General features: G+C 49.6%; 11 protein-coding genes. 4 read left to right on the top strand and 7 right to left on the bottom strand.

Annotated elements, in window-relative coordinates; genetic code table 11:
- The first annotated feature begins 311 nt into the window (after positions 1–311).
- The 4 genes from ACFOLF_RS00805 (at position 312) to ACFOLF_RS00820 (ending at position 5419) form a co-directional block, all read left to right on the top strand.
- Entirely contained in the window at positions 312–1289 is a 978-nt protein-coding gene (locus ACFOLF_RS00805) for an ABC transporter permease (protein ID WP_379113819.1), read from the top strand.
- Positions 1290–1301: 12 nt separating this feature from the next.
- Positions 1302–2198: a carbohydrate ABC transporter permease gene (locus ACFOLF_RS00810; protein ID WP_210040854.1), complete on the top strand. Its 897-nt coding sequence runs from the start codon at positions 1302–1304 to the stop codon at positions 2196–2198.
- A 291-nt stretch (positions 2199–2489) separates the two neighbouring features.
- Positions 2490–4301: an extracellular solute-binding protein gene (locus tag ACFOLF_RS00815; RefSeq protein WP_210040852.1), complete on the top strand. Its 1812-nt coding sequence runs from the start codon at positions 2490–2492 to the stop codon at positions 4299–4301.
- A gap of 23 nt (positions 4302–4324) precedes the next feature.
- Complete coding sequence (locus tag ACFOLF_RS00820) at positions 4325–5419, top strand: PD40 domain-containing protein (RefSeq protein ID WP_210040850.1); 1095 nt, start codon at positions 4325–4327, stop codon at positions 5417–5419.
- 54 nt (positions 5420–5473) lie between these two features.
- Here the strand turns inward: ACFOLF_RS00820 and ACFOLF_RS00825 are convergent, their stop codons facing one another.
- From ACFOLF_RS00825 to ACFOLF_RS00855, 7 genes are all read right to left on the bottom strand, one after another.
- Positions 5474–7714: a helix-turn-helix domain-containing protein gene (locus ACFOLF_RS00825; RefSeq protein WP_210040848.1), complete on the bottom strand. Its 2241-nt coding sequence runs from the start codon at positions 7712–7714 to the stop codon at positions 5474–5476.
- Positions 7715–8040: 326 nt separating this feature from the next.
- On the bottom strand, positions 8041–9297 hold the full coding sequence (locus ACFOLF_RS00830; RefSeq protein WP_210040846.1) for a hypothetical protein: 1257 nt from the start codon (positions 9295–9297) through the stop codon (positions 8041–8043).
- A 56-nt stretch (positions 9298–9353) separates the two neighbouring features.
- The gene (locus ACFOLF_RS00835; RefSeq protein WP_210040844.1) at positions 9354–10805 is read right to left on the bottom strand and encodes a response regulator; all 1452 of its coding nucleotides are present in this window, start codon (positions 10803–10805) and stop codon (positions 9354–9356) included.
- 14 nt (positions 10806–10819) lie between these two features.
- Positions 10820–12109, bottom strand: coding sequence for a hypothetical protein (locus tag ACFOLF_RS00840; RefSeq protein ID WP_210040842.1), 1290 nt, complete (start codon positions 12107–12109; stop codon positions 10820–10822).
- 22 nt (positions 12110–12131) lie between these two features.
- The gene (locus ACFOLF_RS00845) at positions 12132–13694 is read right to left on the bottom strand and encodes an extracellular solute-binding protein (protein WP_210040840.1); all 1563 of its coding nucleotides are present in this window, start codon (positions 13692–13694) and stop codon (positions 12132–12134) included.
- Between the two features lie 43 nt (positions 13695–13737).
- A complete protein-coding gene (locus ACFOLF_RS00850) occupies positions 13738–14607 on the bottom strand; it encodes a carbohydrate ABC transporter permease (protein ID WP_210040838.1) in 870 nt (289 codons plus the stop codon).
- 34 nt (positions 14608–14641) lie between these two features.
- On the bottom strand, positions 14642–15595 hold the full coding sequence (locus tag ACFOLF_RS00855; RefSeq protein WP_379113821.1) for an ABC transporter permease: 954 nt from the start codon (positions 15593–15595) through the stop codon (positions 14642–14644).
- Positions 15596–15636 lie beyond the last annotated feature (41 nt).

Consider the following 15636-nt stretch of genomic DNA (forward strand, 5'->3'; position numbering starts at 1 on the left):
TGGTTAATATAAATGTTATTTAATTAACATTTTAACAGTATGATACACGACTTTAGTTTGTCAATTCATGAACATAAACACTTTCGGAACACGGATCAACATGATTCCACTCAACGCGAGATTTCCGAAATTGTGCATCAAGTCATTATTGCTGCCGCAGGCCGGTTTTTAGTTTCCTATGCAAAATGAACGAAAGCGGTTCGTCATTGTACATATGGTGCATGCAAGGGAATCTTGTTTGTTGAACAATAGATCCAGATTCCTTATCGTAATGGAAGTACGGAACAACTAGCGAAGGAGGGAAGCCTTGTATGGAGAAGGCAGACATGGATTTGGATCTCCTCAGTACGGACCGGGTGAGCCGGTCCAAGGGGCGGTCGGACTCCTCGTCGTTATGGAAAGCTTGCGTTAAGAATAAAACCTTATACTTGTTCTTGCTGCCGGCCATCATCTGGTATATCGTGTTCTATTACGTCCCCATGTACGGAATTACAATCGCTTTCAAGGACTTCACGATTGACAAAGGAATTTTGGGCAGCCCCTGGGTGGGCATGGAACACTTCAAGACGATGTGGAACTCGCCTGAGTTTACCAGGGTACTTAGAAACACGCTTGTCATCAGCGGATTAAAGTTACTTTTTGTGTATACTTCCGGAATTGTATTGGCGCTGGCCCTGAATGAAATTTTCCATGAGAAGTTCAAGAAGCTCGTACAAAGTGTCACTTACCTGCCGCATTTTCTGTCCTGGGTCATAATCGGCAGCATCATGGTTGAGCTCCTCTCTCCTTCCAGCGGACTGATCAATAAAATCATCATGCTTTTTGGAGGGAATCCCATTTATTTTCTGGCGGAAGAGAAGTGGTTTGTGCCTATTCTGATTCTGTCGGACATCTGGCAGAGCTGCGGCTGGGGCTCCATTATTTATTTGGCCGCTATTGCAAGTATCGATCAGCAGCTTTACGAAGCGGCTACCATGGATGGCGCAGGCAGATTGAGGAAGATGATCAGCATCACACTGCCGTCCATTGCCAACGTTATCGTAATTATGATGATCTTCAATATCGGCTATATCATGAACAGCGGCTTCGATCAAATCTTCAACCTGTACAATCCGCGCGTCTACGAGGTGGGCGATATCCTTGATACCTATGTCTACCGGGTCGGGCTCGTCCAGATGAATTACAGCTTCTCGGCGGCGGTAGGCGTCTTCAAGAATGTCATCGGTCTGGTGCTGGTTCTGTTAGCCAATCGATTGGCTCGACGTTTTGGGCAAAAGGGATTATGGTGAGGGGGATATGACATGTCAATTGCCGGACAGCGGCAACGCATGAATGTGCTGGATTATCTGAATTATGCGCTGCTTATTTTTTTATCGCTTTCCGTCTTATATCCGATCCTGTATTTGTTCTTCCTGTCACTCAGCTCGCGGGAAGCGATGGCGGGTTCAGGCGGCAGCGTATGGTTCTGGCCGCAAGGCTTCACTCTCGAAGCGTATAAGGGCTTTTTAAGGCAATCGTTTATCTACTCCGGTTATTTCTATACAATTTTCAGGACGGTGGTCGGAACCTTCCTGTCCGTACTGCTCATGTCGTTTGCCGGTTACGCCATCTCCAAGGCCATTCCTTTCCAGAAATCCGTTACACTGTTTTTCGTATTTACAATGTTCTTTACCGGAGGGCTTATCCCCACTTATCTCGTTATTAAAAGTCTGGGATTGATCGACAATCCATTGGTCTATATATTGGCGCCCCCCTTTCTGTACAACACGTTCTATATACTGATTCTGAGAAACTTCTTCATGACGATTCCGGATAGTCTGGAGGAATCAGCCCGGATAGATGGAGCCAGCGATACACGTATTTTCTTCAGCCTGATCGTCCCGCTGGCAGCACCGGCCATCGCAACCATTAGCTTGTGGGTAGGCGTTAATCACTGGAACTCCTGGTTCGATTCCCTGATCTATGTCCAGAACCCGGACCTTCAGGTTATCCAGGTTCATATCCGTAAGCTTGTCATCGAACAAAGCGCCTTGCTCATGAGCGACGCCTTGAGTTCCATAGACAAAAAGAATGTCCCCTCGCCGGAAAGCATGCGGGCAGCAGCTATATTGATCACCATGCTTCCGATTTTGTGCATTTATCCGTTCATCCAGCGTTTCTTTGTCAAAGGGGTTGTCATGGGAGCGGTCAAGGGCTAGACACGTCCCGTCACGCCGCTTTCGCATGATCTGAAGGAGGTGATGCCTGGCAAGATAGACGCAGCGCTGCACTGAAGCAGATGTACAGATTGAAAAAGGAGGGGAACAAGCCGCGGCTAAACTGATTCCATCCTTTCGGATCTTTCAGGAAAAGCCGGTCCGAAGCACTATAAACAAGAGCGCCTCATACAGACAATGCGGCTGTTTCAAATCGAAAGCACCACTGTTGCTCCCAGCAAGGATATCGACAAGGTATAAAAATTCAGTCCACACCAAAACGGAGGAATCACGATGCCGAAAATGACAAAAAAATCAATGATGATGCTGTCGTTAGTCGTGTTCTTAATCTTCCCCGCTCTGATCGGCTGCTCCAACAGCCCGGGTTCCAACACCGGCTCCGGCAGCACCGACAGCGGGACGGAAGCAGCGCCGGATGCAGAAGCCAAAGACCCCGCAGATCCGCTCTCCGAAGCGGCCGACAACAAAATCATCGAAGCCGATCTGGCGAAGGTCGAGACACCCGAATATTTTGCAAACAGCCCGCAATATGAATATACGATTCAGCTGGGGCCTACCCCGCTCAGCGAAGGAACGTATGGGCAGCGCTATTTTGAGAAGAAATTTAATGTGAAGCTCAAGTTCGTCAATATTGACGAATCCAACCGGAAGGAACAATTGAATTTGATGTTTGCGACAGGCACGATACCAGATATCGTTCAAGTCGCGCTTCCGGATGTATCCGATTACAGCAAGCAAGGTCTGTTGGCCGAAATTCCGGTTGAGATGACCAAGGAAAATATGCCGAACTATTATAAAGTCATAGAGAAGTACGACCCGCAGCTGCTCTCGATCACCAATGTCGATGGGAAGAACATGGGACTTGCCCGCTTCAATCCCAACGGCGGAGTTCCGCGTCCTGCAAGCATCCGGGCGGATTGGCTCAAGAATGTCGGCATTACCAAAGTGCCGCAGACCATTCAGGAGCTTGAAGATGCCTTTGTGAAATTTCGCAACGACGACCCGGATCAAAACGGGGCAAAGGATACGTATGGGATGTCCAATCCCAGCGATTTCGCCGGAAACCAATGGTTTCAATCGATATTCGGCGCCTATAATACCAATCCGTTCAACTGGGTGGAACGCGATGGCAAGCTGCAGTTCGGTCTGACCACGCCCGAAACCAAAGAAGCGCTGAAGCTGCTCAACAAATGGTATAAGCTGGGCTTAATTGATCCGGAATTTATCACGGATAAGGGACGAAGCAGCGATGCTCTGGATCTGGCCACCAAGTTCGCACAAGGAAAGCTCGGATACATCGATAATCTGAATTTCGACGACGTTCAGTGGGATAACGACGGACACCTCAGCTTCCGCTGGGTAGCCAATCAACCGGACTGGCAGAAGTGGTTCGAAGCGAATAAAGACGATAAAGCCAAACTGTATTCAACCAAGATCTACACCGATTTTGACGAGAATGCTCCAGGACCGATCTACATTACCATGCCTCCGGTCAAAGGGCCAAGCGGAGCAAGCGGTTATCAGCGGGAAGGGTATCAAAACTCCGTCCTCGTGTTCGGCAAGCAGCTGGCAACGGATCAGGACAAGTTTGTGAAGCTGCTGAAAATCATGGAATACCAGCATACGGACGCGGACGCTTATCTGCATCTAGGCTATGGTCCCGAGGGCTTGATGTGGATTACCGACGATAAAGGCAATAAACTGTTGAATACCGATTGGCCCAAGCATGAGCTGTTCCATCCGCAATTCAAGAAACTGGGTGTCAACTGGATCACCAACATCATGACATGGACCAATCCGGATTTCATGGCGATCTGGGGTCCTCAGACAGAGCAGCGCTACGAGCTGACAGGCGACATCATCCGCGAATTCCCTTATTACGAGAACCAGCTGAAGGTCGTTCTGCCGTCTCAGGGAAAATATACGGAGCTGCTTGACACGAGAGTCAAGGAATACGTGATCAAAACGGTTACCGGCGATCTGGATATCGACAGCACCTTCGACAAGACCGTGGAACAATGGTACAAGGATGGCGGAGAGGCGCTTACGAAAGAAGCAAATGATTGGTACAGCACGGTCAAATAATCCGATTAGTGAGGTGCAAAGCAGTGAAAGATACGTTAAGCCCCGAGGAGTTCAAAAAGAAATATCCGAATATTCATATCACAACCAAGGATCACAAGCCCTATTCGGGGGCTCATGTACTGGATAATCCGCCGAGTTTTCATGAGAAGCTGCTCGATTACGGTGAACGGCCCTACTGGTCTCCGGACGGCAAAAGAATAGCATTCGTCGGAAGCAATTACGGGGACATATGCGAGATTGATTTCGAAACAAGGGAAGTCCGCAACCTCACCAGGGACCTGGGAGAGCATCACTCCTTTCTGCGTGTCCTCTTCCTGCCCAACGGAGATTACCTGCTGATCGGACCGAAGAAATTTAAAAACCGCAGCATCAGCAGACATGTGGAATCGGAGCTCTGGATTATGGATAAAGACGCATCGTCTCCGCCCAAAGCACTCGGGAGAGCCATGTATGAAGGCTGCGGCGTCTCCGCCTTGTCCAACAAAATCACATATTCAATGAATGGCAATCATGATCCCCGGCTCAAATCGCCGCTGGACTTCGAGGTTCATGTCACCGAGATCGAATATGGGCCGAACGGACCTGAGCTTGGCCTTGATAAGATCATCCACCGAACCGACAGCGGAGGCCGGCCCGAGCCGCAGGATTTCCGCCATAACGATACGGAGGTGATTATGGCGGAGTATTATAATAACGCTTCCACTTCACCCGAGGACTGGAACGCCAAGGTAAAGGGTATCAACATTGCAACGGGGGAAGTGCGGACCTATATAGACGAAGCGTTGACCCACAATGAGTGCGAAGGAATCTTCCCGGATAACGAGCATATCTGTCTGGAAAGCTCACGGGATTTCGAGAACTCCTTCCCTCCCATCGATCTCTGGAAAATGAAGCTTGACGGAACGGGCCGCCGGGTAAGGATGACACGTATGTTCGAGCACCCGCCATGGCGGATGAACAACTCCAACGTTAGCCCGGATGGAAAATGGCTGGCTTACATGGTCAATACGCTGACCGATGAACCCGGCTATGGCAGAGGACTGGGACTGTTGAATCTGGAGGAATGGGAGAAGAGCGATTGGGCTCAGCAGTGGGAGCTGCCCATTCCGAGAAAATAGCCATCATAATCGCATCATTTTAAGGGCTGTCCCCTGCTGGAGCAGCCCTTTTCATTATTTCCGGTAATCCCCGGGCGTGATGCCCTCGTTGTTCTTGAACATCCGGATGAAGGAAAAGGCATGGATATATCCAACCTTCAAGGCCACCTCATGAACGGGATCTTTGGTTTCCCGGAGCAATTCTTTGGCCTTCTCGAGGCGAACCCTGACAAGATAATCCACAAATTTCTCGCCGAATTCATCTTTGAACAGACGGCTCAAATACCGGGTGCTCAGATTAAATTCATCACTCAGCTGGTTGAGCGAAAGATCAGGATTTGCATAATTATCTTTGACGTACTGTTTGACTTTGTGGATGATTTGGTGCGTGCTTCTGTGCTCCCTGAGCTTTCCGATTTCCTGAAAGCTCATGTTCAAAACCAGCCTGGCGCTGGCTTGAAATTCTTCCAGCGTATCGAGATTATCGAGCAGTTTGTTCAGCTCAGGCAGGCTGTCCTTTTTCCAGTAATCGCAGATGGATTCGGACAATCCCATTACTTCACGATCTAAATTATAAATTAGGTTGTGCAGGATATTCGTCACATCGTCACGAGAGATCATGCTGATCTGGATCGTGTGAAACAGCTCCTCGAAGCGGGCTTCCCATTCCGATTCGCCCAGCTTGAAGGAAAGAGTTACGGTCCTGATCAATTGGATGGGCTGAAACATATCCGTCCTGCGTTTGGATGGCATCTCCTGACTGAGAATAATGCGGGAGCTACCCAGCACAGCTTTATATTTCAGCGCCTCCACCGCATCCTCGTAAAGGAGGGGAATATCATCAACCAGATCTGAAGTCCCTCCCATTCCGATTGTAACGGTAAATTTCAAATGACCGGTCACCCAGTGAATAAATGCAGTGCAGGCCTCCTCGATACTGTCTTCTTCGATTTGCTGTTCATTCTCACCGGCATGCTCCAGGAGAAATACAATTCCGAGACGGGAGCTGCCGATATATTGGGTCCATGCCCTGATTCTCCGCTCCTCTGCAAGCTCGGTAAGGACGCTGCTTATGACAAATTTAAGCAAATACTGGTCGCGTTCAGAATAAGAGCTGCAGAAATCGGCATACTTGTCGATCTCCATCACGGCGACCTTCGCCCGTTTGAACTCATAATTCAGTTCCAGCCGCTCCATCGCCAATTTCCATTCTTCAGCACCAATCTGTCTGGTGCCGTCAAGAAGCTCATTAAAAAAATGCCGCCGCATGCTGACTTGATCCTCTTCAACCCTGCTCTGCAGCTTGACTGACTGCTCCAGCAGCTTGTCGATGGCTGTAGATATGAACCGCATTTCATCATCATTGTTCCTGGATAAAAGCTCGCTGCTCTTATTGACGAATATTTCATTGATATGCCCGACAATCGATTCAATCGGTTTGTAGTTCCTTCTGGTTACATATACGATAAATACTGATCCGGCAACAATGGATAAGAACCCCAAGGTTACCCAAATATACGGAAATGAAGAGAAAAACTCAAAGGCGTGTCTTTGCTTCAAACCGCTTTGCACATTCCATCCCAGATAGGGGGAATGAGTGAGTGAAACTTTATTACGCGGATTGTCCTGTACCTGTGTGCTTCCTTCTTCCGTACTGACAATCAGCTGCTCCTGCGCATCGATAAAATCCACATAATTGATTTTCAGACTTGACATATTCATTGTAAAATCACGAATCGAATTTGTACGTATGTTGACTACAAACAATCCCTGCTGGCCGGAAATGATCGGAACTCTCCGGACGAGCGAGACGACATCCTTGGTGGTAAAGGTTCTCGGGTCCTGATAAGACCTTTTTCCCGTCCAGGAAACAATGCTGGAGGTTTCCAGCTGATCCAGCAGAAATTCGCGGTCTGCAAACGTATCCGCGTGTGTGAACATATTATTGGTCAGAACCAGTTGGTCCGACAATCGGTACACATAGATGGAATCAATGATCGGGTAGCTCGCAATCATATTATTGAGCGCCTGAATGCTTTGATAGATCATATAAGAGCTGTTTTCATCTTCAAAAAATTGGCCGATCGTATCATTCGTCATAATTTCTTTTATGATCAGTTTATCAACGGGCTTCAGCAGGTTTTCCACGGATTGGGCGATTTGTACATTAAAAGCCTGAGTTGCTTTATTGGTGGACTCCTTGACATATTGGCTGAAAGCCAGAAAGAACAGCAGGAACAAAATCGAGGTTATGACAAAAAATATCGGAAGATATGAAAATAAGGAGCGATAAAACCAGGTTCTGCTGTTGCGCATTCTGTTATCTCCTCTTATTTAACCTCCCAATCCTGGCCACTCAACCCCCGAGCCGGAGAACAAGGTAATGGTATATCATTCTATTTTCGACGGAAAGTTTTGGAATCCTCCATTCCGGGGCCGTGAGTCTTGCCTGCTTAACGGTTGAAACTAGAAGAAACGGTTATGCCATCCTTTTGGCGGCAGAGTGAGTTTCTTCCATTAGAAATAGAAGCAAAGTATAGGTTAAATTTTATATTTCATCTATTTTTTTAAAAAAAAGGCGACAACCGGCTCCTTACAGCACGGTTGTCGCCTTTTACTTTAACGGGCCGAATCGTCCGCCCTCACCTGAGCTTGATTTCGCAATCGGCCATCCCCGCTTTGATAGCCTCCAGTCTTTCTATCGTTGCGCCGTCGTAAAAGCCGTACGCCAGACCGTCTGCCCCGCCCAGCGCAACCGTACGTATTCCTTTGCGGATCAGGTCCGGTGTTGCCTTGGCGCGGGGAGCGATGCTGTCGATGATGATCTTATCCTCGCCCACCTGACGTCTGACATTGGCAAGCCATTTGCCTTTGTTCAGCACACGCTCTTCATCGCCGGTCTGCTCGGCATAGTCCATGATCCGGATCGAATCCACATATTTGCCGATCTGCGTCAAGTCCTGTCCGATGAATTCAGCCTCTGGCCAACAGGTGTTGAACCGGAAGTCGACCTTCGCGTTGGCGGCATGGATGGCCTCCGATAATTCCTTGAAGTAGCGGGTAATCGAATCGCAGCGGAATTTAAGCCATTGGTACAGCTCCGGGCTTTCCAGCAGGAACATGACTGCTGACGAGCTGCCCCTCTGCAGCAGAAGCCAATCTTCATTCGCCTCCAGGGTCGCTCTTTTCATAATATCCGCATAATGCCGGACCGTGGCCCTGATTTTGTCCCAGTCCAGCCCCGCCTTGCGGGCTTCCCGCTCGCAGTTCTCACAGAAGCAGCCGCCAAGCGTAACGCCAAGGAAGGGATGGATGGATAGCTGCCCTTGATTAAGCAGGAACGAGCATGTCTGAATCATGTCGATATCGTAATGGGTGACCAGGTCGGTCGCAATCGCACACATGTACGCCCTGGCATCCGGGCTGTTCCAGCAAAGCTGCTGGTTCGAGAAATAGCCGTGACCCGGCGGATTTCCGTAGATGTCGCGCTGGATGCAGTCGGCGAACTCTCCCGCTCCCCGCACAGAATCAAGCGGCGTATGGGAAATTTCGGCTCCGGGACTCATCCCCCGTTTGCGAAGCGCCGTAGTGAAGATTTCCAGCCAATCCGTTCCCTGCAGAAATTCGCGGTCGCTTGGCAGCGGCTTGATCCGGGAATTTGTGTACGATTCCGGGTGAATGGTGAAATAGCTCCGGCTGTCCTCGGCCAGATAGCGCTTGCGCACGGGGTTGTGATGATAATAATTGTCATGAAGCGGACGTTTCTCATGATGCATGACGGCGAGCATATACGCTGCGTTGTTGCCTGCATGGTTTTGTAAATGATCTAAGATATTTTCAATCCCTTCGTCGTGCATATCCCATGGATAAATTCCGGTTGTCAGTTCCTTCCAATACATGCCGATTACCTCCGATGGATGATCTGGATTTTCTTGGCCCATTGACTCCTCAAGGTCTATTTCGCATTAAACTTGGACGGCGTAATCCCGTAGAATCTTTTGAAAATTTTACAAAAATAATAGTAATCGTGATAGCCGGTCATACCGCTGACCGTATCAACTGAATATTTGCCGGACTGCATCAGCTCTGCAGCCGTCTCCATCCGCAGCTTTGTTACATAGTAACGGAATGTATAGCCGGTCGCTTTTTTGAACAGCTCGCTGCAGTAGCTCATGTTCAGGAAGAATTTGTCGGCCAGCTCGCTTAGCGAAAGCTCCTTGGCATAATTTTGATTCACATGCTCAAGCAGCGCCATAAAGTTCCCGTTGTAGCTCATATGACGGTCCGGCGCTTCCGCCGGATGGCAGACGTTTCTGATCATACCCGCAATGGCAGCGCACAGGGAGGACAGGCTCCCAAACCGGCTGACCAACTCCTCATAGTCAAGAAAATCATTGACAGCGGCAGCCTGACCGCATTCCTGCCTCTGACTGATCATGACGGCGAACTGATTCCATAAGCAGGCGGCGTGATAGATGCCATAATTCTCCTCCCGGAAGAGACCGGGAAGACTCTCCATGATTGAACTGATCTCCTCATCGTTTTTAGCCAGCATCAATCTTTCCGTCTTCCTGACCACTTTATCGAGTCCGGCGCTGCCGGCTGCGGTGAATTTGACGGCACCCGGCTGCCCGCCGACAAAGTAATGGGATGCCGCCATATCAGCCTCTTTGATCAGCCTTCCCAGATTCCCGATGTCATCCGCGGCGCTGCTGATTCCGACATACGCGCTTGTCCCTCTGGCCCAGCTGTCCATAATCGGGATCAGCTCCTCTTCATCCTCCTGCCTGTCGCCATTGAGGATCATCATGGTCCTGGCATCCCCGACCGCAACGGCAAGATGATGGACAGACGTGATGAATGGCGGCAGCTTGCCGTTGTCATCGGGCGATTTCCCTGAAACCATGATAACCTGCCAGTATTTCCCCTTCGGTATAAATCCCCTTGTCTTCAATACCTCCAGCGGGCTGCCCGAACCGGAAGTCAGCTCTTTCATCATGTTCGCACCGGCGCTCCGCTCCTGCTCCAGATTCAGATCGAGCTGCGCCTTCAGCTTCTGAAGCAGCAGGCCGGCTTCATCCGGATCGATTGGCTTGAGCTGATAGTCGAAAGCGCCTCGACGCAGCGCTTCCTGCGCATATTCGAATTCGGCAAAGCCGCTTACGATCACAAATTCACTCTGTATTCCAGCCTTTCTCGTCTTGGTCAGCAGTTCAATGCCCGATATCTCAGGCATTCGGATATCGGTAAATACGACATCCGGTTTGGTGCTGCATATGAGATCGTAAGCTTCTGACGCATCGGTTACCTGAGCTGTCACTGTAAAGCCTTGTTTCTCCCAGTCAAACAGCTTTCTTATTCCTTCCAGGGACCATATCTCATCGTCAACCAACAGAACGCTGTACATATGCAACCCCCAATTTATTTTCTGATTTCGATTCCCGCCTCCTGCATTCCCTGCTTCACCGCATCCAGCAGCTCGAAGGTTGCGCCGTCATAGTGTCCCAGCGACAGCCCGTCGACGCCGAGCGTACTCAGAATCTTGATGCTTTCCCGCACCAGCTCCGGCGTCGCGTTCGGTCTTGGGGCGAATGCCGCGATCAGATCCTTGTCGTAGCCGATGCCGCGTCTGATCTTGAGGATCGTATTCTTCTTTCGCTTAAAATTGTCGGGAGCGCCGTACTGCTCCGTATAATCGGAATCCCGCACCGAATCCAGACTGTCCTTCACCGAAGCGAAATCGAGTCCGGCAAGCTCGGGATACTTCAGGTAATTGTTGTAGCGGAAATCGACATTCTTGTTGGCTGATTTAATCGATGCGTTAATTTCGGTGAACAGAGCGGCAATGGACTTCATCCTGAACTCCAGGAATTGATAGAGGGACGGATATTCAAGCAGCAGGCCCGTTTCCAGCAAATCGCTTCCCATCAGCACATGGGCATCCATGACCGCATCAAGGTTGTTATAGGCGCTTGCATGTACAAAACGCTCCAGTTCCTTCAAGTCGCTCACGATCTTATCCCAATCGTAGCCCATATGGATGGCTTTCGCCTTGCAGTGGTTGCAGAAGCATCCGCCTTTCAGCACGCCGAGCAGGGAGCCGACCTTGTTCTCGGGATCGTTCTCCATGAACCAGGGGGCTTTGACGGGTTCGCCTGTCGCGAACAGCATCATGCAGGTCTGGATAAAATCGATATCATGATTCTTGACCGTATCGTAAAAGATAGCTTTCATGTAGGCTTTGACATGGTCGTTATTGCAGCAGAAATGGCGTTCAATAATGCCGCCGTGTATATTTTTTTGCAGCACATCGGGAAAATCGGTCTTCGCTTTCTCGCAATCGTAGAAGGTATGGGAAATTTCGGCCCCGGTTTTCAGGTTATTTTTTCTTCCGTATGCGGTAAGCTCGTCAAGCCAGTCTTTCTCCTTCAGAAAATCCCTCGTCGAATACAGCGGCTTCAGCGGTGTATCCGCAAAATTAGTCTCATCCATTCTGTAATAAATGCGGCTGTCCTCGGGCAGATAGAATTTCCGCTTCGGATTATGCGTGTAGAACAGGCTGGTGAGCGGTCTTTTCTCCTTATGCATGATGCCTACCAGATAGACACTGTTGACAAGGCTGTGTTCCATTACATTGTTCACGCAGGTCTCGACTCCTTCGTCGGCGAGGTCCCACGGATAGAGGCTGGATGCTACTTCTTTGATATACATAACGCATTTCTCCTGTCTGTTTTTATTTTTGTCCGCCCGGGAAGAATTGATCGTAGCTGGCGGCAAATTCGGTTGCGGACTTGATTACATCGGGATCCTGCAGCAATTTCTCTTGATAGGCCCTGAATTCATCCATGGATATCGCGCCGGTGATTGCCTTTGCCTCCATGGATTCAAACTCATCCTGCACTCTGGACCATGCGCTGCTCCACGAATCGGATTGCAGCACATTGAACAGTTCCACCTTTGCATCGATATCGTAAAGAGCCTTCATCTCTTCCCGGGTCTGCAAATTGTAGGACATCGGGGCAAGCGGGCTGTCGACCTTGGCGAATTCGGCTGTGGAGAAAATAAACGGCGCGTTAAACGAGCTGTTGACTTCCTTCTTGCCCAGATCAGTCAGCGAAGGGAAGCCATCCTGCATGGTGTAGTTGACGCCTTCAATTCCGAAATTGACGAAATTATAATATTTCTCGTCTGTCGTCGCATTGAAAAATTGCAAAATCCGCTGCATTTTCTTCTCGTCCACTTTCTTGGAGATTACCATCCCGCCAAAGTAACCCAGATCATAGATGTGCGCGTAGCCCTTGGGCCCTTCCAGATAAGGAATCAGCGTCAGCTTCGCTCCCGGCTGGGTTTTCTGCAGATCCTGCTCCATATCGTATTTATGCCAGGCGTTCTTGACAAAAGTAGCCGAACGGCCTGTCGTGAACATCTCCTGCTGCTGCGTGCCGTTGATCAGAGCAAATTCCTTGGGAATGGCCCCGTCCGCATAGAGGTCTCTCATGTACTGAACATAGTCCGCATAATTAGAGGTTAAATTCGCATGGATGATGCCGCCGTTGCTGTCCCGAAAGGGATCTCGCGTGCCGAAGGCGGCTGCGAAGAAGCCCGAAACCGGTATCGTGCCGATCGTATCGATCTTCCCGTTGCCGTCCGGATCGCTTTGTGCAATGACCTTCATTACATTCTCGAACTCTTCGATAGTGGTCGGTACCTGCAGATTCAACTTGTCGAGCCAGTCCTGCCGGATAAACAAGGCGGAATCGAGATTTCCGCGGGTCCGCGGGATAAAATAATTCTCCCCGTTCACCTTGCTGAGCACCCAGGCATTCTGATTGGTGTACTGCTTGAAGTTCGGATACTTGCTAAAATCGCCCAATTCCGTGGTCAAATCCCAGAATGCGCCTGCTTTAACCGCTTTCAATACACTTGGCGCCGTAATGCTGGTGACCTGCATAATATCGGGTATGTCGCCAGATGCCAGCACCAGATCCAGCTTCTGCTGATAATTGTCCGCCGGTACCCAGTCCACCGAGTAATCCACATTAAACTCCTTCTCCATGCTCTTCCAGAAGTCGCTGTCCTTGGCAGGCGCCTGCTGGTAGAGATTGGCCATTCCTTTGAGCACGAGCGGAGCCTCCTGCTCGCCATTCTCCGCTGCCGCGCCTGGCGCATTCGTTTCCTTCGGATTGTTGTCCGAGGCGCTTGGCGTGTTCGTCGATGTCGAGCTGCAGGCCGCCAGGATGGACAACGTAATCGTGATGCATGTCACAAGCAATAACCTTTGCCGCTTCTTCCCCATTTCGCTTTCTCCCTTCGTACTTGAGATGAAATTCATATCGAGCTCAGCCCTTGATAGAGCCAAGCATGACACCTTTAATGAAATACCGCTGCACGAAAGGATATACCGCCATAATCGGCAGCATGGCCAGCACCACTGTCGCCATCCGCACCGTCTCGGAAGGAAGATTCAGCATATCCACCGAACCGGTGCTGCCCGCACCGCTTGTCGAAGCGTCGACCAGGATGGATTTGACGTAAAGCTGCAGCGTTGTTTTCTGGGAGTCGGTCAGATAGATAAGCGCACTGAAATAGGTATTCCAATGGCCGACCGCGAAGAAGAGCGTAAGGGTGGCGATGGAGGCCTTGGACAGCGGAATAATAATGCGGAAGAACGTCCCGATCTCGGTGCACCCGTCGATCTTCGCGGAGTCCTCAAGCTCCTCCGGGAGGGCATCGATGAAGCTCTTGGCGACGATCAGGCTCCATGAGTTCGTCAGCACCGGGAGAATCAGCGACCAGAGACTGTTCATTAATCCAAGATTTTTGATCAACAGGTAATTCGGAATAATCCCCGCGCTGAACAGCAGTGTGAAAATAACAATGCCCATGAACAAATTCCTGTGCGGCATCTCCTTCTTCGTCAGCGCATAGGCCATCGTGTAGGTAAACGCAATATTGAGCGCCGTTCCCACTACCGTTATGAACAGGGTGTTCTTCACCGAATTGATGAAATTCGACGTCGAGAGAATATACGAATAGGATGCGAGCGATAATTTTTCCGGGATAATATACAGCTTAAACGGTACATAGATCGATGGATCGGTTAACGACACGCTGACAATGTAGAAAAAGGGAGCGATACAAATCAATGAGATCAGGCCGGACACGATATAAATGACGACATCCGCAACCGACATTTTTTTGGAATGCATATCACCTCATCTCCTTCAAATCCATTATCGCTTTTCAATAGATACCGGTATGCCCCATTCTTTTGACAATGCGGTTGGAGATGATGACCATGATGAGTCCGGCGAGGCTCTTGAATATGCCAACTGTCACCGCAATGCTGAAATTCCCTTGATTGATCCCCTGATTGTACGAATAAGTATCGAATACTTCCGCAACGTCCCTTACGAACGGATTGCCCATCAGCAGCACCTGCTCGAAGCCTACATCCATGACCTGCCCGAGCCTCAGTATAAAGAGCACGATAATGGTGGGCAGTATCGATGGCAGCGTAATCCTCAGCAGCCTCTGCATGCGGGAAGCCCCGTCAATGGTCGCCGCTTCGTACTGGGAGGGGTCGATCTGTGTGATAGCCGCCAGAAAGAGGATCGTTCCCCATCCGACCTCCTTCCAGGTGTTCTGAACCAGCAGCACCCACCAGAAAAGCTTCGGATTGGAAAGGAAGGCCACGGGCTCGCCGCCCGCATTTACAATAAACTTGTTCACCAGCCCGATATCGGAGCTGAGCATGAAGAAGGTAATCCCTGTAATCACTACCCAGGATAGAAAATGGGGCATATAAATAATGGTTTGATTCAGCCGTTTGAACTTGGCGGAGCGAATTTCATTGATGAGCAGTGCAAGAATAATGGGAGCCGGGAAGTAGAAAATAATATTCATCAGGCTGATGACCAGCGTATTGCGGAACATCATATAAAAATAAGCGCTGGAAAAGAAATCAACAAAATATTTAAAACCAACCCACGGACTGCCCCATATCCCTGCGAAGGGACTGTAATCCTTGAAGGCGATAATCAGGCCCCACATCGGCGCAATTTTAAAAATCAGGAAATAGATTAATCCGGGCATGACTAAAAGATAGACATAGCGGTATTTGTAGTACAATCCTTTTCGTTTATCCCATTTATTCTTCAAGATGCGCTTTTCGCTGCCTGCACGTAACGGATACACCTATACTTTTCACCTCCATTCATCTATGGTCATGCCATCAA

The sequence above is a fragment of the Paenibacillus sepulcri genome (genome assembly GCF_042647105.1).
Taxonomy (GTDB): Bacteria; Bacillota; Bacilli; order Paenibacillales; family Paenibacillaceae; genus Paenibacillus_Z; species Paenibacillus_Z sepulcri.

Excerpts from the sequence above, each read along its gene's own strand:
- ACFOLF_RS00830 (WP_210040846.1), bottom strand. The coding sequence starts at position 9,297 with ATGTATTGGAAGGAACTGACAACCGGAATTTATCCATGGGATATGCAC.
- ACFOLF_RS00810 (WP_210040854.1), top strand. The coding sequence starts at position 1,302 with ATGTCAATTGCCGGACAGCGGCAACGCATGAATGTGCTGGATTATCTG.
- ACFOLF_RS00825 (WP_210040848.1), bottom strand. The coding sequence starts at position 7,714 with ATGCGCAACAGCAGAACCTGGTTTTATCGCTCCTTATTTTCATATCTT.
- ACFOLF_RS00815 (WP_210040852.1), top strand. The coding sequence starts at position 2,490 with ATGCCGAAAATGACAAAAAAATCAATGATGATGCTGTCGTTAGTCGTG.
- ACFOLF_RS00850 (WP_210040838.1), bottom strand. The coding sequence starts at position 14,607 with ATGCATTCCAAAAAAATGTCGGTTGCGGATGTCGTCATTTATATCGTG.
- ACFOLF_RS00835 (WP_210040844.1), bottom strand. The coding sequence starts at position 10,805 with ATGTACAGCGTTCTGTTGGTTGACGATGAGATATGGTCCCTGGAAGGA.
- ACFOLF_RS00840 (WP_210040842.1), bottom strand. The coding sequence starts at position 12,109 with ATGTATATCAAAGAAGTAGCATCCAGCCTCTATCCGTGGGACCTCGCC.
- ACFOLF_RS00805 (WP_379113819.1), top strand. The coding sequence starts at position 312 with ATGGAGAAGGCAGACATGGATTTGGATCTCCTCAGTACGGACCGGGTG.
- ACFOLF_RS00845 (WP_210040840.1), bottom strand. The coding sequence starts at position 13,694 with ATGGGGAAGAAGCGGCAAAGGTTATTGCTTGTGACATGCATCACGATT.